The 19,406-nt window shown below is 61.1% G+C and carries 16 protein-coding genes; 8 read left to right on the top strand and 8 right to left on the bottom strand.

Annotation, left to right across the window (positions count from 1 at the left end; genetic code table 11):
- Nucleotides 1–4: 4 nt before the first annotated feature.
- The 7 genes from OF385_RS13775 (at nt 5) to OF385_RS13805 (ending at nt 7,085) form a co-directional block, all read left to right on the top strand.
- Nucleotides 5–331, top strand: a complete 327-nt coding sequence (locus tag OF385_RS13775) for an SRPBCC family protein (RefSeq protein ID WP_264275876.1) — start codon at nt 5–7, stop codon at nt 329–331.
- A gap of 248 nt (nt 332–579) precedes the next feature.
- Nucleotides 580–1,284 carry a FadR/GntR family transcriptional regulator gene (locus OF385_RS13780; RefSeq protein WP_264275877.1) on the top strand — a complete coding sequence of 235 codons (705 nt, stop codon included), beginning with the start codon at nt 580–582 and terminating at the stop codon, nt 1,282–1,284.
- Nucleotides 1,281–2,276, top strand: coding sequence for an asparaginase (locus OF385_RS13785; RefSeq protein WP_264275878.1), 996 nt, complete (start codon nt 1,281–1,283; stop codon nt 2,274–2,276). Before OF385_RS13780 ends, OF385_RS13785 begins: the two co-directional genes overlap by 4 nt.
- 45 nt (nt 2,277–2,321) lie before the next feature.
- Complete coding sequence (locus OF385_RS13790; RefSeq protein WP_264275879.1) at nt 2,322–3,737, top strand: aspartate ammonia-lyase; 1,416 nt, start codon at nt 2,322–2,324, stop codon at nt 3,735–3,737.
- Nucleotides 3,738–3,751: 14 nt separating this feature from the next.
- Nucleotides 3,752–5,224 (top strand): amino acid permease, encoded by a 1,473-nt coding sequence (locus OF385_RS13795; RefSeq protein ID WP_264275880.1) that lies wholly within the window; start codon nt 3,752–3,754, stop codon nt 5,222–5,224.
- Between the two features lie 602 nt (nt 5,225–5,826).
- Nucleotides 5,827–6,753, top strand: a complete 927-nt coding sequence (locus OF385_RS13800; protein WP_264275881.1) for a DUF2599 domain-containing protein — start codon at nt 5,827–5,829, stop codon at nt 6,751–6,753.
- Between the two features lie 8 nt (nt 6,754–6,761).
- Nucleotides 6,762–7,085 carry a hypothetical protein gene (locus tag OF385_RS13805; RefSeq protein WP_264275882.1) on the top strand — a complete coding sequence of 108 codons (324 nt, stop codon included), beginning with the start codon at nt 6,762–6,764 and terminating at the stop codon, nt 7,083–7,085.
- 191 nt (nt 7,086–7,276) lie between these two features.
- Here OF385_RS13805 and OF385_RS13810 read toward each other — a convergent pair whose 3' ends face one another.
- Entirely contained in the window at nt 7,277–7,492 is a 216-nt protein-coding gene (locus OF385_RS13810; protein ID WP_264275883.1) for a hypothetical protein, read from the bottom strand.
- 577 nt (nt 7,493–8,069) lie between these two features.
- Here OF385_RS13810 and OF385_RS13815 point away from each other — a divergent pair.
- Nucleotides 8,070–10,097, top strand: a complete 2,028-nt coding sequence (locus tag OF385_RS13815; RefSeq protein ID WP_319019132.1) for a S9 family peptidase — start codon at nt 8,070–8,072, stop codon at nt 10,095–10,097.
- Nucleotides 10,098–10,124: 27 nt separating this feature from the next.
- Here OF385_RS13815 and OF385_RS13820 read toward each other — a convergent pair whose 3' ends face one another.
- From OF385_RS13820 to pdhA, 7 genes are all read right to left on the bottom strand, one after another.
- Entirely contained in the window at nt 10,125–12,701 is a 2,577-nt protein-coding gene (locus OF385_RS13820; RefSeq protein ID WP_264275885.1) for a DUF5129 domain-containing protein, read from the bottom strand.
- Nucleotides 12,701–14,203, bottom strand: a complete 1,503-nt coding sequence (locus OF385_RS13825) for a hypothetical protein (RefSeq protein ID WP_264275886.1) — start codon at nt 14,201–14,203, stop codon at nt 12,701–12,703. Before OF385_RS13825 ends, OF385_RS13820 begins: the two co-directional genes overlap by 1 nt.
- Nucleotides 14,204–14,260: 57 nt before the next feature.
- Nucleotides 14,261–15,157: a sigma factor-like helix-turn-helix DNA-binding protein gene (locus tag OF385_RS13830; protein WP_264275887.1), complete on the bottom strand. Its 897-nt coding sequence runs from the start codon at nt 15,155–15,157 to the stop codon at nt 14,261–14,263.
- Between the two features lie 29 nt (nt 15,158–15,186).
- Nucleotides 15,187–15,627: a carboxymuconolactone decarboxylase family protein gene (locus OF385_RS13835; protein WP_264275888.1), complete on the bottom strand. Its 441-nt coding sequence runs from the start codon at nt 15,625–15,627 to the stop codon at nt 15,187–15,189.
- A gap of 137 nt (nt 15,628–15,764) precedes the next feature.
- The gene (locus OF385_RS13840) at nt 15,765–17,180 is read right to left on the bottom strand and encodes a dihydrolipoamide acetyltransferase family protein (RefSeq protein WP_264275889.1); all 1,416 of its coding nucleotides are present in this window, start codon (nt 17,178–17,180) and stop codon (nt 15,765–15,767) included.
- 21 nt (nt 17,181–17,201) lie between these two features.
- Nucleotides 17,202–18,179, bottom strand: coding sequence for an alpha-ketoacid dehydrogenase subunit beta (locus OF385_RS13845; protein WP_264275890.1), 978 nt, complete (start codon nt 18,177–18,179; stop codon nt 17,202–17,204).
- A complete protein-coding gene (gene pdhA / locus OF385_RS13850; protein ID WP_264275891.1) occupies nt 18,180–19,322 on the bottom strand; it encodes a pyruvate dehydrogenase (acetyl-transferring) E1 component subunit alpha in 1,143 nt (380 codons plus the stop codon).
- Nucleotides 19,323–19,406 lie beyond the last annotated feature (84 nt).

A 19,406-nucleotide genomic window follows, 5' to 3' on the forward strand; every position in this document is an offset into this window, starting at 1 on the left:
TCCCATGGTTGATGTATCCACCAGCATCGTGATCGACCGGCCGCTATCCGTCGTGGCCGGCTACACGATGAACCCTTTGAATGCTCCGGCGTGGTATCAGAATATCCGCTCGGTGCGGCGGCTGGACCAGGACGATTTCGGGCTCGGCTCCCGAACCGCGTTCGAGGCTCGCTTCCTCGGACGGGACCTCTCGTACACCTATGAGGTCACCACGTTGCTGGAGGACAGGCAGCTGGTCATGGCCACCGCCCAAGGCCCCTTTCCGATGCGCACCACTTATCGATTCGAAGCAGTGGGCCCCCACGGCCACCCGGGTCGAATTGCGCAATGACGGGGAGCCACACGGCTTCAGCAAACTAGCCGCCCCGTTGATGGGGACCATGATGCGCCGTGCCAATATGGCAGATCTTCGAGCACTGAAAAGGATCCTGGAAGGCGGCTAGCCGGTGGCCGCGCCGCCGGTGCCACCAAACTTCAGGTCGGGTGGCACCGGCGGTTGCACGTCACTGACTTGCGTGTTCCCGTTCACTGAAAATTTCGACTTGACGTTGGGTGCATCACACCCGCACACTGGTACACGTGAACCTGTCAGACAGCTGGACACCCGGACAGCAGCCGATCGAGCGACGCTCCGCTGCCGAAGCCGTATTCCACGCACTCCGCCTAGCCATTGAAGCCCAGGAAATCCCTCTCGGGAGCAAGCTGGGCTCCGAAGCGGCCCTCGCCGCCGACTACCAGGTCAGCCGCTCGGTGATCCGCGAAGCGCTGCGCTCCTGCGCCGCCCTGGGATTGACCCGCACCGAAACCGGCCGCGGCACCTTCGTCATCTCCCACCGGCCCACCCGTGAGCTGAAGCTGGGCACGTTCTCCTCCGACGACCTGCTCGAGGCCCGCCCGCATATCGAAATCCCGGCCGCCACGCTGGCCGCCACCCGGCGCACCGCCGAGGATCTGGAACGCATCAGCGGGCTGATCGAGCAAATGGACCAGGAAGACGACGCGGTCGCCTGGGTTGAACTCGACGCAGCCTTCCACGCAGCGATTGCCCGCGCCAGCGGCAATTCGGTCTTCACCAAGGTGGTGGCCGATATCCGCGAAGCCATGGCCCGTCAGTCCGAAACCGTGAACCTCGTCGCCGGACGCCGCAATCCCTCCAATGAAGAGCATCAGGCCATCTACCGGGCCATTGAAGCCCAGGATCCAGAAGCCGCGACGCAGGCCATGAGCGATCACCTCAACGCAGTACAGCACGCAGTATCCAGAATCGTCAGGAGCAATAAGTGAACCCCGCACCAACCCAGCCGCAGAGCACCCTGCTGGAATCCCCGGTACTTCCAAAGCATGAACCTTTGGTCGTCGCCACTCGGGGCACAGCGGTGGAGTCTATTCACTACGGCTCGGCAGTCCTTCTCGACGCCCAGGGAGAGGTGCAGGCCAGCTACGGGGAACCGCAGGCCGCCTACTACCCGCGCTCCGCGCTCAAGCCGCTATTCGCCGTGGGCATGCTGCGCGCCGGATTGCAGCTGACCGATGAGCAGCTGGCCCTGGCCTCGGCCAGCCACTCCGGCGCCCCGATCCACCAGCAGGTCGCCAGCTCCACCCTGGCCGCGGCCAACCTGGATGAGACCGCGCTGCGCAACTCCACCGACCTGCCCTACGGCGCGGCCGAACGCGCTGACTACCTGGCGGCCGGCGGCACCGCCACCCAACTGGCTCAGAACTGCTCGGGCAAGCACGCCGCCCTGGCTGCGCTGAGCGAACTGAAGGGCTGGGACACCGCGAACTACCTGCAGGATGCGAACCTGCTGCAGATGCTGGCGGATACCGTGGAAGAACTCACCGGCGAGGGCATCGGCGGCGTGAGCACCGATGGCTGCGGCACCCCGGTCTACCTGATCAGCCTGATCGGCCTGGCGCGTGGCTTTGCCCGCCTGGCAACGGCCGACGCCGGCACCCCCGAAGCCCGCGTGGCCTCAGCCATGTCCAGCTTCCCCGAGCTGGTGGCCGGCGAGGGCCGCGACGTCACCGCCCTGATGCGCGCCATCCCTGGCGCGGTGGCCAAGGACGGCTTCGAAGGCATCCAGGCCGTCGCCCTGCCCGATGGCACCGCGCTGGCTGTGAAGATCGCCGATGGCGGCGACCGGGCCCGCATGCCGATCACCATCAAGCTGCTCACCGAGCACCTCGGCGATTCGGCTGGCGCGGCTCTGGCCGAGTTGGCTAGCAGCCCGGCGATGGGCGGGGGCGCCCCGGTGGGCGTGCTGGCAGCACTCTAGATTTCTTTTTTTCGCATAACTACCTTATTTGGAGACACATCCACCATGTCTGAAACCTTGCTCAGCGGCGAAACGCGTAGCGAGCATGATCTGATTGGCGACCTCGACATCCCTGTGGAGGCCTACTGGGGCGTGCACACCCTGCGCGCCAAGAACAACTTCAACATCACCGGCACCACCCTGGCTGGCAACCCGCACCTGATCCGCGCACTGGCGCGCGTGAAGCAGGCCGCCGCCCGGGCCAACCACGAGCTGGGACTGCTGGACGCCGACCGCGCCCGGGCCATCGACCAGGCCTGCGAGTCCATCGCCCAGGGTTCCCTGCATGACCAGTTCATCCTGGACCCGATCCAGGGCGGCGCTGGCACCAGCACCAATATGAACGCCAACGAGGTCATCGCGAACCTGGCACTGGAAATCCTGGGCCATCACAAGGGCGAGTACCAGTACCTGCACCCGAACGACCACGTGAACCTGTCGCAGTCCACCAATGACGCGTACCCGACCGCGGTGAACATCGCCACCCACTTCGCCACCCAGCCGCTGCTCGCAGCCATCGAGGTGCTCCAGGATTCGTGCAGCGCCAAGGCCGCCGAATTCCGCACCGTGGTGAAGATGGGGCGCACCCAGCTGCAGGATGCCGTGCCGATGACCGTGGGCCAGGAGTTCCGCGGCTGGGCCGTGACCCTGGGCGAGGACCGGGCCCGTTTGGCCGAGTCGCTGTCGCTGGTCACCGAGATCAACCTGGGCGCCACCGCCATCGGCACCGGCCTGAACGCGCCGGCCGGCTACGCCGAAGCAGCCTGCCGCCACCTGCGCGAGCTGACCGGGCTGCCGCTGACCACCAGCCCGGACCTGATCGAAGCCACCAGTGATGTGGGCGCCTTCGTGCACCTCTCCGGTGTGCTCAAGCGCGTGGCCTTGAAGATCTCCAAGATCTGCAACGACCTGCGCCTGCTCTCCTCCGGCCCGCGCGCCGGCCTGAACGATATCCAGCTGCCTGCCGTGCAGTCCGGTTCATCGATCATGCCCGGCAAGGTCAACCCGGTGATCCCGGAAGTCGTCAACCAGATCGCCTACCAGGTGGTCGGCCACGATCTGACCGTGACCATGGCAGCCGAAGGCGGCCAGCTGCAGCTGAACGCCTTCGAACCGGTGATCGCCCACTCGATCGGCCTCTCGCTCAAGCACCTGACCAATGGCTGCTTGACCCTGGCCGAAAAGTGCATCGACGGCATCACCGTCGATGAAGCAGCGCTGCGCCGCGAGGTGGAGAACTCCATCGGCTTGGTGACCGCGCTGAACCCCCGTTTGGGCTACGCAGCCAGCACCTCGGTCGCTTTGGAAGCGTTGCACACTGGACGCGGCGTGGCAGAGCTGGTGCTCGAACGCGGGCTGCTCTCCGCACAAGACCTCAACGAGCTGCTCTCCCCCGAGCGCCTCGCAAACCTCTCCGACTAGCTTCAAGGATCCTCATGGACTCATCCACCCCGCACGCCACAGCGGCACATGTGCCTGACGCCGCGCTTACCGCCGGCGACAATGATTACCACAAGGGCCTGTCCTCCCGGCAGATGCAGATGATTGCCATTGGCGGCGCCATCGGCACCGGCCTGTTCATGGGCGCCGGCGGCCGACTGGCCGATGCCGGTCCGGGCATTGTCATCAGCTACGCAGTTTGCGGCTTCTTCGCCTTCCTGATCCTGCGTGCGCTGGGTGAGCTGGTCATGCACCGCCCATCCACCGGCTCCTTCGTCTCCTACGCTCGCGAGTTCTACGGAGAGAAGGCCGCCTTCGCCACCGGTTGGCTGTACTGGCTGAACTGGGTGATGACCGCCATCGTGGACATCACCGCGGTGGCCCTGTATATGGGCTTCTTCGGCAAGTACGTGGCCTGGATCAACGCTGTGCCGCAGTGGGTCTGGGCGCTGCTGGCACTGGCAGTAGTGCTGACCATGAACCTGATCTCGGTCAAGGCCTTCGGCGAGATGGAATTCTGGTTCGCGCTGGTGAAGGTGGTCGCGCTGGTCGCCTTCCTGATCATCGGCTGCTACTTCGTCATCTTCGGCACCCCGGTGGAGGGCCACGACGTCGGCTTCTCGTTGATCACCGATAACGGCGGCCTGCTGCCCAACGGCTTCATGCCGGTGCTGGTATTGATGCAGGGCGTAGTCTTCTCCTACGCTTCGATCGAGCTGATCGGCACCGCCGCCGGCGAGGCTAAGAACCCCGAGAAGGTCATGCCCAAGGCCATCAACACCGTGATCATCCGCATCGCCGTGTTCTACGTCGGTTCCCTGGTCCTGCTCTCGCTGCTGCTGCCTTACACCGCCTACAGCTCGGGCGAATCCCCGTTCGTGACCTTCTTCGGTTCCATCGGCGTGCAGGGCATGGACGTCATCATGAACCTGGTGGTGCTCACCGCGGCGCTGTCCTCGCTGAATGCCGGCCTGTACTCCACCGGCCGCATCATGCGCTCGATGTCGCTGAACGGCTCGGCTCCGCGCTTCGCCGGGCGCATGAACAAGGCTGGCGTGCCATACGGCGGCATCGTGATCACCGCCGTGGTGGCAGTGCTCGGTGTTATCCTGAACGCCATCGTTCCCGCTGCGGCCTTCGAGATCGTGCTGAACTTTGCCGCCATCGGCATCATCGCTTCCTGGGGCATGATCGTGCTGTGCCAGATGGCCTTGGTGAAGTCGGCCAAGCGCGGCGAGCAGGAGCGCCCGAGCTTCCGCATGCCGCTGGCTCCGATTTCCGGCTGGGTCACCCTGGCCTTCCTGGTCATGGTGCTGGTCATGATGGCCTTCGATAACCCGGTAGGCACCTGGACCATTGCCTCGCTGGTCTTCATCATCCCGATGATCATCGGCGGCTGGTACCTGTGCCGCGGCCGCATCAACGAGCTGGCCAAGGCCCGCATGAACGCCAAGGCTCCCGTGGAGTAATCCCGGAACATCAGGATCGCCTAATCTCTGAAGCGGCGCGGAGGACCTGACCGATTCTGTCCTCTGCGTCGCTCCTTCTCTAAGCAGTCCAAGCAAACTGAACCAAATTTTCTGCTTTTTTCCCGTGCCTCAGAATCACAGATTGTGTCCCTCAAACTGGCCTGATCAATCTGAACACTAGGATGGCACCCCCGGTGAGGATGACCACAGCGAATTCAAGATTTCAGCCAAAACTCGACATCGAGTCTCAAGATTTGGCATTCACTTCTAATCTGGTGTTGACAGGTTATGCCTTACGGAGCCGAGATCTCCCTGATACAGAGTGCCATTCAATGCGGTTGATTCTTTCTTCCAATTCGCCCTAAGGACCTTCTACTGCCAACCCATTAGGTCCTTGTTCGCAGCGACCCAAAAGCCAGAAGGTGAGATTTATGCCTCGCCGCTATGCTCACTCCGAATATTGGCCGCATGTAACAATTTTCGATTTGAAGTCATATTATCTCCGTGATTTAACAGTTCCTTGATGAATAGATAATTTTAACCCCATGAAAAGGATGAACCACCTTCGTCGGGTTACATGTGCCATAGTTGCGACCTTGTTTATGACTGGCATAGTCGCACCGCTTTCGCACGCTAAAGAAGTTGACAGCACTAATTCAGCCCTTGCTTCCGTTGGAGAAATGGTCACTGACCAAAATTTTGCGGTCACCAAAACTAGCGCTGCATTTGTTGCCGATTCAGAGGAATCCTCTGTACTGATCACCGCCAACCCCGCAAAGCCAGTAGTTTACGAGGACTCCTCGAATACAATGAAGCTACAAGTCAAGCTCCCGAATGCAGCTAAGGCATCCCAGGGGAAAAGATCCGACTTGGGCGGTGTCACCTTTGACAACTTCGACGACAGCACGAGCACCGTCCTCCCAAAAGCGGACGGTTCTCTGCAAATCGCTACCGTTATTGAATCGAGCGATGCTCCAAAGGACTACGAGTACACAGTCGCCAGTAACTCTGGAGGGAAAATGGTACTGGAGCGTGATGGGAGTGTCTCCATCCTTGACAATAACGGAGAATGGGAAGCTGGCGTTGCGCGCCCATGGGCAAAGGATGCTAACGGCAATGAAATTCCGACAGAGTACCGGATCGTTGGCGACAAACTGATACAGCATGTTGCTTTTGATAACGACACAGACTTTCCTGTTGTCGCCGATCCTTGGCTGGGATATAACTTGATCAGCAAAACCTCATGGGCCAGAGATCTTTGGCAATATAGTCCCACGTTGAGGGTCTATCCAACTTCGTTTGGCCGTTACCACGCCGGGCTGGCTGCCAGGTGGGCTGCTTGGTCTGAGACTCTGTCTAAGACGGCACGAAAAGGGTGGCCCAACCCAGACACGACTTCAATGAAAAATCAGTTTCTTTGCCATTTCGATGTTGTTCGTCTTCGAGCACCTAATAAAGAATACTGGGGGTTGGACTCACGGCTTCCGAATCGCGGATACTGGGGACACGTGAAGAAGAACTGTAACTAGGAGCAATAATGTCAAAGAACGCAGTGAGAGCCTTCCGAATTCTTTTTGCATTCGCACTGATCGGATTGAATGTTGCAGTCATACTCTTCTTTACGCTATGGCAGATTGCAGATACTGCTGCAATCAATCGAATGGAGGCGGGCAGTGGCATGGATGTCGCCCAAATGCTCCCTAATTCCAACCTGATGTGGGTGGCGGCGCATGGATCGCTCGTCATGCTGATAATTGTCGATATCCTGGCAGTCTTCCAACTCATCACGGTATTCTCGTCTCGCCGCAAGGCCCTCTGTGACGGAAACTTAAGACCAGCTATTGACCCCACAAGAGTCTAACCTCGCACCAGATCCGGTGTGTCCACCCATCATGGGTAGACACACCTGAGGTGAACGCGACTCGCGGGCGATTACTCGAGGGCGCAACTACTAGAAGTATTGGTTTATCGCAGACTTTTTATCGGCGTCCAGGCGGGTGATTGCCCCAAGAGAAATAACTCATGATTTCGGAATGCGCTCTTCAACCAAAATTACCAGTCGCCGGTATCGTAGAAGTCACACACGGCATCATCCCCTACTACAACCGCTCGCAACTCAGTGACACCAACTCTTTTCGACAAACAGAGATTCACTTCATCCTGTGCGAGCCCGAGGCTCTTCGGACGATATTCCGCAACGCTGAAGACCAGAATCGATATCTTATTCCCCATAACTTCGCGGGCGTACAGCATGAGTTGGATCAGCATCTAACAAGACCGAACCTAAAAGAGTAGCCGTGCTGATCCGCGTCCGGCGGTTATCGTCGAATGGACTCAGATCACTTATCGGGAGCAGTCCGGCACGAGCAGCATGATCCCACAATGGTCATCATTTACATTGCGTCGTGCGCTAGCCCATAAGTATCTGCGTGTTCCTCACACAGAGCAGCCAGCGAAGTGCAGCCACCACAGAGCTGGTGACTTGGACAGAATTTCCTTGACGACAACACAACCAAATACTGCTCCGCAGAGAGGAGCATTCCGATCCAATAGGTCGTCAAACCGGCCATACCGACCAGCTACGGAATCATTGCTGCGACGATGTCCTTGTAGTTCCGGTATGCCATTCACGGCGGATCGTTCGATGTCCTCTCAGTCATCCAACTAACTGAAATACGTATATCCCAACGGCCGGTATTTCCAACCGCCCAACATTTAGACCTAACGTAAATGCGCCTCAACAAGAGCGCTAATTACGAAGAGTACATCGGTCAATCTCTGGAGTTGAGATTCGAAGCATGGCAAGATGAGTGAGGTGGAACACTCTAAGCATTCATTTCATAAATTGGATTCGTACATCTCAATGCCCCGGCTCGGCGGCCTGGCGCTCTCCCCCGATGGAACGCGCCTGGTCACCACCCTGAGCACTCTGTCCGAGGATGAAACCAGCTACGACAGCGCGCTATGGTTCATCGACCCCAAAGGGCAAACGCCTGCACGCCGGTTAACCTTCGGCGAGAACGGCGAATCTCAGCCACAGTTCACCGCCAACGGCGACCTGCTTTTCGTCGCCAAGCGCTCCAGCAAGGACGACGCGCAATCCGAAGGCTGGCTGCTGCCCACCGGCGGCGGCGAAGCCCGCCCGGTCATTTCGCACCCGGCCGGGGTCCAGTCCCTGCGGGTCTGCGAGCAATCTCCGCAAACCATCGTGCTGCGCACCAGCGCCCACGCCCGCGCCAAGGATCTCGAGGCCGAAGAGAAACTGCGCAAGGACCGCAAGGACAAGAAGGTCTCCGCCATCCTGCATACCGGTTATCCGGTGCGCTACTGGGACCACGATCTGGGTCCTTCCACCCCGCACCTCTACACCGGCGTTTTGCCGGGTCAGCAGGAGGCTTCGCGCGCTGAGCTCACGGACCTCACCCCGGGCATCTGCGCCAATCTGCAAGAGACCTCCTTTGATGTCGCACCCAACGGGGATTTCCTGGTCACCGAATGGAATGTGAACGAGGGCCGCGCCTCCTTGGCGCCGGGGATCATGCGCATCGACCTGCACACCGGAGCCCAGGACCTGCTCTTGGCCCCGGATGACACCTACGAATACACCATCGGCAAGATCAGCCCGGACTCCAAGGAGCTGGCCTACGCACGCTGGCACCGCTCCACCGCGGAGACCGCCCCGGTCTTCGAACTGTGGCTGATGCACCTGGCCGATGGTTCCACCCACCAGATCGCCGCCGGCTGGGATCGCTGGGTCAACGACATCCAGTGGGTCCCCAATGGGCGTTCGCTGCTGCTCACCGCGGATGACAACGGGCACAGCCCGATCTTCCACCTGAGCCTGTACAACGACAAGATCACCCGGCTCACCGATGAAGGCAGCTTCACCGATGTGGCCATCAGCCGTGATTCACGCACCGCCTACGCGCTGCGCTCCAGTTACCTCTACCCGGCTGAGCCGGTGGCGGTGGATCTGACACACGTCCACGAACTCGAAGCCGGCGACTTCGCAGAAGCCACGCAGCTGCTCTCGCCCGCCGAGCGTCCTGCGCTTCCCGGCACCCTGACCGAAGTCAGCACCACCGCCGAAGATGGATCCGTCATCCGCGCTTGGCTGGCCCTGCCGGATTCGGCCTCGGCACAGAACAAGGTGCCGCTGCTGCTGTGGATCCATGGCGGACCGCTGGGTTCGTGGAATGCGTGGAGCTGGCGTTGGAGCCCCTGGCTGCTGGTGGCCCACGGCTACGCGGTCTTGCTGCCAGACCCCGCCCTGTCCACCGGCTACGGCCAGGACTTCATCCAGCGCGGCTGGGGCCGCTGGGGCCAAGCACCCTTTACGGATCTCATGGCCATCACCGATGCCACCGAAGCCCGCGAGGATATCGACGAAACACGCACCGCGGCGATGGGCGGTTCCTTCGGAGGCTACATGGCCAACTGGGTGGCCGGGCATACCGACCGCTTCAAGGCCATCGTCACCCACGCCAGCTTGTGGGCCTTGGAAGGCTTCGGCAAGACCACCGATGCGGCTTTCTACTGGACCCGCGAGATGAGCCCGGAAATGCGCGAGCAGAATTCCCCTCATCATTCGATCGGCAATATCGTCACCCCGATGCTGGTCATCCACGGCGACAAGGACTACCGGGTGCCCATCGGCGAGGGCTTGCGCCTATGGTACGAATTGCTGGCCGATTCAGGTCTGCCGCAAAAGGAAGACGGTAGCACTGAGCACCAGTTCCTGTACTTCCCGGAGGAGAACCACTGGATCCTCAGCCCGCAGCACGCGAAGATCTGGTACGAGGTGGTTACCGAGTTCCTCTCGCAGAAGGTCTTGGGCAACGCCCCTGGCGAGCTGCCTGAGCTCCTGGGCTAAAGCATGCAGGCAGTGCCGGGGCGAGCCCTACGCTTGCCCCGGCAAAACCACCTTCGCCGGCGCATCGCCGCCGGCACCTCGGCTGGCCAGCACCAGATCGCGGGCGCGCTTGGCCACGTCGGCATCTCGTTCATCAAGCAATGCCACCAGGCGCTGCAGGTGCTCGGCTCGTGCCCCGAAACTGGAGCCAAGACGTTCGGACAGGCTCATGGTGGACAGCTCTTCGGCTTCACGCCAAGCCATCATCAGCGCACGCTCGAACAAACGCTGCCCGGCCTCATCCGCCCGGCCGGACTCGGCGGAACCCAACACGGCCACCGCGTTGATCTGCGAATCCTCCAGCCCCAAAGCCAGCTGTTCCAAACGCCTGCGGCTCTTATCCAGGGTCCGTGAACCGCGGGAGAACCGGTTGATCCGCGACGTCGCACCCAACAGGTAGGCAACAAGCTGGATCAGGTTGAGCACGGTGAAGAAGAACATGAACGCGAGGATCCAGAACAGCAAGGCCGCGTTGTAGTCGGGCTCCTCGTATCCTGCCCGCTTGAGCACCGTCGCGAAGTCTTCCGCGGCATGGGCCACTTCCATAGACGGGTATTGGGATTCATGGATGCTCCCGTAGTCCCACCCGATCGTGGATCCCCACGAGGCGGTTCCGCTGATCACTGCGCCTGAAATCAGCCCAGGCATGATGCCCTTGCCTTCATCGGTGATCAGCAAGGGAATAATGGTCAGGTTTTCAGGCAATTCCTGATCGCCCGGATCCATGCGATCCTGGTACTCGTTCTTGATCCGCCAAATCGCCTGCTGCACGCTGCGCGGAGTTGACTCGCGATATTCGGAGCCTTCCATGGCTTGCAATTCCAAGTATGATTCAGCATCACGTACCGCCACCAAGAGGTGCTGTTCTACCTCGAAGTCCTCTTCCATGTACTTGCGGATCTCGGATTCATCAACCAGTCCGTTCTTGTCATCGATTTCCAGCACCATGCCCTGGCCCGAGCCGTCATAGGTGGCCCGAGGTTTTTTGGTGGCGTTATAGACGACGCTTCCGGCGGCAATCAAACTGGCGCACAACAGTACGGCGAGCAGTCCAATGATCTTGGCTCGGCTGAGCTTGCCCGGTTCATCTGTGCCGCCGGGACGTGCCGCTGCGAATCTGTCCAGCAGTGCAGCTAGCCGCGAGGCGCGCTTGGTTTCTATTTTCTGGCCTTGATCGGTGCTGAGCGTATCGCCGAGAATTGACCGAGCGACGCTGTTGGCCACCTGCAATTGATGCAAGGCACCCTGTTGCGAGACCGGTGCCAAACCCAGGGTCGAGCGCAGTTGGTTGTGCCCTGCCGCCACCTCGGGGATCGGTGGACGCTTCCCATGGGGATAGCGGCGCAACTGGCGGATGACCCGAGCAGCAATCCGTGACAATCCTTCTTCGGCGCTCGCCCAGGCTTGCACCGCGTTGTTCTGCTTGGCATCTTCCTGTGCGGCATCCAGAAAGGTGCCCAGGGCTTTGCGAAGCGCTTCCAGATCGGCGCCATCCACCATTTTCCCGGGGGCGTTGTCCAAGCGGATCAGCAGTTCTGTGGCGGCATCATTGATCGGGGTACTGAGCTGATCGAAGGTGGACCCGGTGCCGGCCAGGCGCGCATGGACCGACCCGGCACCCATGAGGCTGTCGGCCAGCGTGGTGAGCTTTCGGGCAGTTGCTTCAAACCCGGCGAGCTGTTCCCCGGTCTTCTCAGCCAGGCATTGTTCGCCATCGAAGATCGCCGCCACCAGCGGATCTTCATTGCGGGCCGCATTCAGGGACAGCTTCTGCAACTGGTCCCAGGCTGTGGTGAACCCTTCGGGGCGCTTCGACTCATCGGTGGCGACGTAGGTGGCTTCCAAGGCTTCCAGATCCAGCACCACGCGGGCCAGCTTGCGTTGGGCTACGGCCAGCCGGCGATGCCGGGACTCCCACCGCGAACGGAAACGCAACGCTGGCACGAGGAACGCGGCTGTGAGCATGGCGCTCAGACCCACCACCGAGAACCAGAACATAACCGAACTTGTCGGGGATCGATCCAGCGCCACCGAGGCGGTATGCGCCGCGGCCACCACGGCTTTGGCGCCGTGGCCTACGGAGACGTTTTTGGTGAAGGCATTCTCGATGTCGTAGCGGGCGTCGGTCCGCTCGTCTTTGCTGCCGGCCAGGTACTCGGCCACCGCCACCCCGCTGAAACGCTCATCCGCCTCCGTGTTCTTGGGATCAAGATTCTCCATTTTGGACGAGATGATGATCTGGCCATCAGGAACTTGGCCGCGAAGAGTCTCATCGCCGGTCAGCCAGCGGTCCACCAGGATCACGGTCAACGGCTGCGAGGAACGCACCGGATGCTCAGCCAGCTCGGCGTTGACGCGTTCCTGGGTGATATTAAAATCGTGCTCTCCCTGGACCTGGACGGTGACCTCATATGGCAGCGGCACGCTGGCCGCGTGGACCGCGAACACCGCGCGAACACCCAGCATGGCGGTAACCACCGCAAGGAGGAGCGCGACGAAAGCCGTCCATTGATAGGGCCTGCGCAAGCGGCGCCCCATGGAATCGTGCATCAACCGTGCGGCCATTATTTCTGCCCGCCAACGGGTGCGAATACGCGCAGTACCGAAATCGGGTCATTGGCTTTGGCTCCCGCGCGCGGAAGGAAGTCGAGCAGTTGCTCAACCAGCTTCGCGTCAACTTTCACCTGGGCAGCCTTGGCTTGGGACAGCGCCAGGTCAATCAGTGAATCCAGTTCATCGCGAAGCTCCCACAAGTCCTCCAGCAGCTGCGCGGACTCCCCAGGTCCGGCTTTGCCCCTGGCACGTTGATGCATCTGGTCAAGCGCATCGGTGTGGGTGACGATCGCGGTGCGAATCTGCGGCGCGACCTGTAGCCGGGCCGCCCCTTCGCGGTCCATCATTTGAACCAGCAGCTGCAGTCCCCCGCGATGCTGTTCGATGATCTGGTTCCATGACTTCACCGAGTTGCCGGCGGTGCCGTTCAGGCCCCGGGCCAGTTCCACCGCGCGTCGCAGCAGGGCCAGGTGCTCGGCTTGCCCTGCAAGCTGCTGCGCCTGCTTTTCGGAAATCTTCCCTTCGACAATGGCGTCTTGGATGCCAGCGGCCACGGACCCGTTCGCGCCAAGTGCAGTTTCGCGCTGCACCTGGATCTCTTTGAGCGTCCGGGTGCTGCGGTTCGACACCCTTGCATCAACAGCGGTCGCTGGAGTTCGGCACAGCGCATTCAGATCCTGTTGGATCAAAGCATCCCAGCCTTCAGCTTGCTTCAGGCGCTTCTTGGCTGCGGCGTGCACCGCGTTGCGGCGTTTCTGGCGCAGCCCGAAGAAGGCGAGAACCGCGGCGATCAGCAGCAGCACGCCGAAAACAATACCCAGGGCGATCTTCTTATCCAGCGGAGCTCGGAGGTTCTCGGTGGTGGAGATGGCGACGGCACTGACTCCAGCGGTGTAGTCACCGGCTTCGAAATGCTGGGTGCCGGCGTCCAGGATCTTGTCTTTGCTTCCGGTTTCGGTTTCCTTCACGTTGCGCCCCGGATCAACGAAGACTTCGACTTCGCCACCGGGCGATTCGGGGAGCATTACGCCTACCGCAATCCAGCCCTCCCCCACGTAGCCTTTGGTTTTTCCGTTCTCCAGCCAGTCATCGCTCATGGCGTCGCTGTCGCCGAACATCAACATGCCTCGCACCAGTTGGCTGGCACCCTTGAGATTATTGGGTTTCTTATCCACGCCCAACAGGATTTTTGCGTTCTGCCCGTCGACGGCTTCACGGACCGCATCCATGATTTTTTGCGAATCAACATCGTCGATCGCGGTATCGGTGACGGCGAGGTACATCTTGCCTTCTTGGGAAGTCACCGATGGGATGAGGATGGTGCCCTCATCCTCCTCCTCACTGCTTGGCGAGGCCGAGGGATACACGGGTTCCGCGGATTGCGTTGCAGTACCCTGCGTTGCACCATGTGCCGGAAGGCTGGGCGCGGCAAGACCAATGGTGCCGGCCAAGGCCACCGTGCAGGCTACTAAAACAGCGCGGCGCAGTGGCTTCTTTAGGCTGGTGCGAGTCATGAAAACTACTGTATCAACAGAGCGTTGACTAACTATTGCAGCATGCCATCGTCTCAGCTACGTCGCGAGCGCGTCCCAGTTCCCGCCCACGAGGCCTAATTTATCGGGGTTCGAGACCTGCAATATCCGCTGAACCGACCCGGAAACCACGTCGATGACCAGCACGTCTTCCCGATCTTGGACAGCGAAACGCAAAGCCGGTTCGCCGTTGACCATGCCGGTGGATATCTGGCGTCCCGGGTTCTTCCGCTCGATCCCGATCAGGAAACGCGCAATCCGCTGGGCTCCAACAACGGGGTTGCGCGCTGCCCGGACTTTTCCTCCGCCGTCGGAGTACAACACTGCATCGTGGGCCAGAAGCTTGATTACTCCCTCGATGTCGGCACGATGGATGGCCTGGACAATCTCCGTCAGGATCGACGAGACACTTGAGACGTCGAGTTGCGCAGTCCGGGCCCGCCCCAGCTTCTTGGCCGCCCGGCTCAGCATCTGCCGCACGGCCACCGGCGAGCTTTCCAGCACTGGCGCGATGTCGGCGGCCGAATACCCCAAGGCATGGTGGAGAACGTAGGCGGCTCTGGATGGCGGGGAGAGTTCCTCGAGCAGCAGCAGGACCCCGAGTCGCAGCATCGAATCATTGATCGCGGCTTCTTCAGGCAGCATCTGCTGGTCGATAGGCTCCGGCAGCCAGGAACCGACATAGTCCGTGCGCTGGTGCTGGGCTGAGCGCAGGACGTCGATGGATCGGCGGGTGGTCAAGGTCGTGAGGAATGCCGGCCAGTTCTGCACCGCAGCCGCCTGGACAGGCTCAAGCTTGAAGACCTGTTCGCCGACTGCGGCGACCACGTCTTCAGCCTGAGCCCAGACACCGAGCATGTTGTAGGCCAGCACCGTCAGCCGGGGCTTGGACTCGTGCCAATGCTCCAGTGCGGCGGTCGTTTCCGGTTGTTCCACGCGCCCGATCGTAGCAGCAGCTTTGGGCATTAACCGCGGACGGGTGGTTCGAGCTGGGTGGTGATGGCGATACGATTCCAGACGTTGATCGTGGCGATAGCCAAGATCAGATTCCCCGCTTCTTCCTCGCTGAATTCTTCGGCGGCGTCATTCCAGACTTCGTCGCTGACCCCGCGCGAGGAATCCAGGCTCGTGACCTCATCGGTCAGGCGCAGTGCGGCGCGCTCTGCATCGCTGAACAGCGGCGAATCGTTGTATGCGGCGACGGCGAAGAGCTTCGCTGCCGGGATGCCCATGGCCATCGCGTCATGCGAATGCATGTCCGTGCAGAATGAGCATCCGTTGAGGATCGAAGCGCGCAGCTTGACCAGTTCGTAGAGTTCCTTCGGCACCGACGAGCTGGCATAGGATTCCAATCCCAAGACAGCTGCGTAGCCCTTCTTATGGGTCTTGCTCAAGTTCATGCGCATGGCATTGCTCCCCTTCAATCGATGTTGGAGGCATTGTTTGTGCCCTCACTACATACGTCGAAACAGGGAGCTTAACTGTGACACCCCCCGAGGAAGAACTTTTCAAAGTCTTCCCCGGGGGTGTCGGCCAGGTCGTGCTAGTCGAGCAGCATCGCTGGCTCCTGCAGGATGGACGCCACATCAGCCATGAAGCGAGCTGAGAGGTCGCCATCAACAACGCGATGGTCGAAGGAACCGCCCAGCGTGGTGATCCAGCGCGGAACAACTTCGCCGTCAACGACCCATGGCTTCTGGCGGATGGTGCCGAAAGCAACGATCGCGACTTCGCCGGGGTTGATGATCGGGGTGCCGGTATCGATGCCCAGCGCGCCGATATTGGTGATGCTCAGCGAGCCATCACGCATGTCCTCTGGACGGGTCTTGCCGGCACGAGCGGTGGTGGCCAGCTCGTTCAGGGCAATGGCCAGTTCCTTCATGTTCAGGTTCTGTGCGTCCTTGATATTCGGTACCAGCAGGCCACGCGGGGTGGCTGCGGCGATGCCCAGGTTCATGAAGCGCTTCTGGTGGATTTCCGCTCCGTTTTCAGTTTCCACCCAGCTGGCATTGACCGACGGGTTGCGGGCCGCAGCCCAGATGACGGCGCGAGCCAGCACCAGCAGCGGGGAGACCTTGATGCCTTCGAAGTCGCGGGACTTCTTCAGCCGCTGCACGTACTCCATGGTGCGGCTGGCATCCACGTCAACGAAGATCGAGACATGCGGCGCGGTAAAGGCCGAGTCCACCATGGCCTTGGCGGTAGCCTTGCGGACGCCACGCACCGGGGTGCGTTCAACGCGGGCATCAGCCAGCTGGCCGTGGGCCCAGTAGGTTGGCGCTGCTGCGTGCTCGGCTTCGCGCTGTGCCTGGTAGCTGTTCACGTCTTCGCGGGTGATTTCACCCTGGGTTCCGGTGCCGACGACATCGTTGATATCGATGCCCAGCTCCTTGGCCAGGCGGCGTACCGGCGGTTTGGCCAATACGCGGTCGACGAAGCTGGCTACGGCAGGCTTGCGGCGATCGACTTCTTCGCGCACGACGTTGCCCAGCGACTGGGCGCGACGCGAAATGGTATCAGCCAGTGCCGCTCCAGAGGTTCGCACTGCCGCAGTGCGAGCGCCGGTGGCCGATGGGGCTGGACGGCTGGTGCGCGCCCGGCGTACCGATGAGTCAGCGGTGGGGCCGGAGCCGACCAGCGGGCCGGGTTCTTCCGAGGCCTGTGGGGCTGCGGTATTCAGCGCCTCCACCGGTTCTGGCACGCCTGTTGGAGGTGCGGCATTGCCGTCTTGGTCAATGCTGATCAGCGGGTGATCCACCAGTACGGTGTCGCCTTCGGCGGCGTGCAGTGCGGTGACGACGCCGGCGAATGGGCACGGCAGTTCAACGAGCGACTTCGCGGTTTCGATTTCGACGAAGATCTGGTTGACCTCGACGGTGTCGCCCACCTGGACTTTCCACGAGGCGATATCTGCTTCGGTCAGGCCTTCGCCCACGTCGGGGAGGTTAAAAACAGTCATTTCTACTCCTTGGGTTTCGCTTTAGTAAGCGAATGACCGGTCGAGGGCTTCAAGCAACTTGTCGATATCGGGCAGGTACTGGGACTCCACCTTGGATACCGGATATGGCATGTGGAATCCGCCGACACGCAGCACTGGGGCTTCCAGGGAGAGGAAAGCGCGCTCGGTGATTCGGGCTGCGATCTCGCCACCGATGCCGCCGAAGGTCGGAGCCTCGTGGGTGACGATCAACCGTCCGGTCTTCTGCACCGACTCGGTGATGGTGTCGAAGTCGATCGGGGAAATCGAACGCAGGTCGATCACCTCGATGCTCCGTCCATCTTCCAGTGCCGCGTCAGCGGTAGCCAGCGCGATCGGAACCAGCGGGCCGTAGGCGACGATCGTTGCGTCGGTGCCGGGGCGAACCACCTGGGCCTTGAAAGCATCCAGGGCCGGGGTTTCGGTGTCGACGTCGCCCTTGAGCCAGTAGCGGCGCTTCGGCTCGAAAACGATGACCGGGTCCTGGCAGCCAGCGGCCTGCTGGATCATCCAATAGGCGTCGTGCGCGTTGGATGGGGTGATGATGCGCAGGCCAGCGGTGTGGGCAAAGAGCGCTTCGGGAGATTCCGAATGGTGCTCGATGGAACCGATGCCGCCGCCATAAGGAATGCGGATAACCACCGGAGCGGTAAGGCGTCCCTCGGAACGGGCATGCATTTTGGCCAGCTGCGTGGTGATCTGATTGAAGGCGGGGAAGACGAAACCGTCAAACTGGATCTCGACGATCGGGCTGAAGCCGCGCAGTGCCATTCCCACTGCGGTGCCGACGATGCCGGCTTCGCCTAGTGGCGAGTCGATCACGCGGTGGGAACCGTATTTGTCGATCAGGCCGTCGGTGACGCGGTAGACGCCGCCGAGACGTCCGATGTCCTCGCCCATGAGCAAGGACTTGTCATTGGTATCAAGAATCTTGTCCAGGCCCGAGGTGATGGCCTTGGCCAGGGTCATGGTGGTGGTCATTTACTGCTCTCCCTCGGCCGCGTCAGCGAATCCAGCTTCGTATTCCCTATGCCAGGCAAGTTCTTCCTGGATCAGCGGATGCGCTTCTGCGTAGACCTGTTCAAAGGACTTGGCCAATGGCGGAACAGGGAAAGCCATTGCGTCGTCGCGCACCTTGGCCGCCATGGCGTCAGCGTCAGTGGCTAGCTGCTCGAAGAATGCGTCATCGACGAGGTTGTTTTCGCGGAGGTAGGTTTCGAGGCGAACCAATGGGTCCTTGGGAGCCCACTGCTTTTCCTCTTCGCTCATGCGGTACTTCGTGGGATCGTCGGCGGTGGTGTGCGCGCCGAGTCGGTACGTCACAGCTTCGATGAAGACCGGGCCCTTGCCGCTGCGTGCGTGTTCCAGCGCCCAGCGGGTCACTGCAAGAACGGCCAAGACGTCGTTGCCATCGACCCGGATGCCTGGCATGCCGTAGCCAGCAGCGCGGTTGACCAGAGGAACCTTGGACTGCACTTCGAACGGCACGGAGATGGCGTACTGGTTGTTCTGGCAGAAGTACACCACGGGGGCGTTGAACGAGTTGGCGAAGACCATCGACTCGTGTGTTTCACCCTCGGTGGATGAGCCGTCACCGAAGTACGCCACCACGGCGTTGCCTTCAGCAGCGCGGCGTTCCTCATCCCATCCGTGCTGTTCCATGTTCAGGGCCATGGCATAGCCGGCCGCATGCGGCATCTGCGCGGCGAGGACCATGGTGTACATGTGGAAGTTGTTTTCCCGGGGGTCCCAGCCGCCACCGGAGATGCCGCGGAAGAGGCGCAGCATTTCCGAGAAGGAAACCTCGCGGGTCAGGGCAACCCCGTGTTCGCGGTAGGTAGGGAAGATATAGTCGTTCGGCCGGGTAGCGCGGCCTGAACCGATCTGGGCTGCTTCCTGTCCGCGCAGTGGAACCCAGAGGGCCAGCTGGCCCTGACGCTGCAGTGCCGTGGCTTCTTGGTCGAAACGGCGGGTCATTGCCATATCGCGGTAGAAACCACGCAGCATTTGATCATCAACGTCCCCCAGATACGCATCATACGTTTCGTGGGAGTGACGCTGGCCGTCTGGGGTCAGGATCTGAATCAGATCCGACTCCGTCGCCTGAGTCGCAGCACGCGTCATATATCTTCCTTTGATCATAAATATGCCCCACACGGAATACATTCCGCATGGGACATATACGGCTTGTCTAACTCCTAAGCCTAT

Origin of the sequence: Glutamicibacter sp. JL.03c (assembly GCF_025854375.1) — a bacterium.
Lineage (GTDB): Bacteria > Actinomycetota > Actinomycetes > Actinomycetales > Micrococcaceae > Glutamicibacter.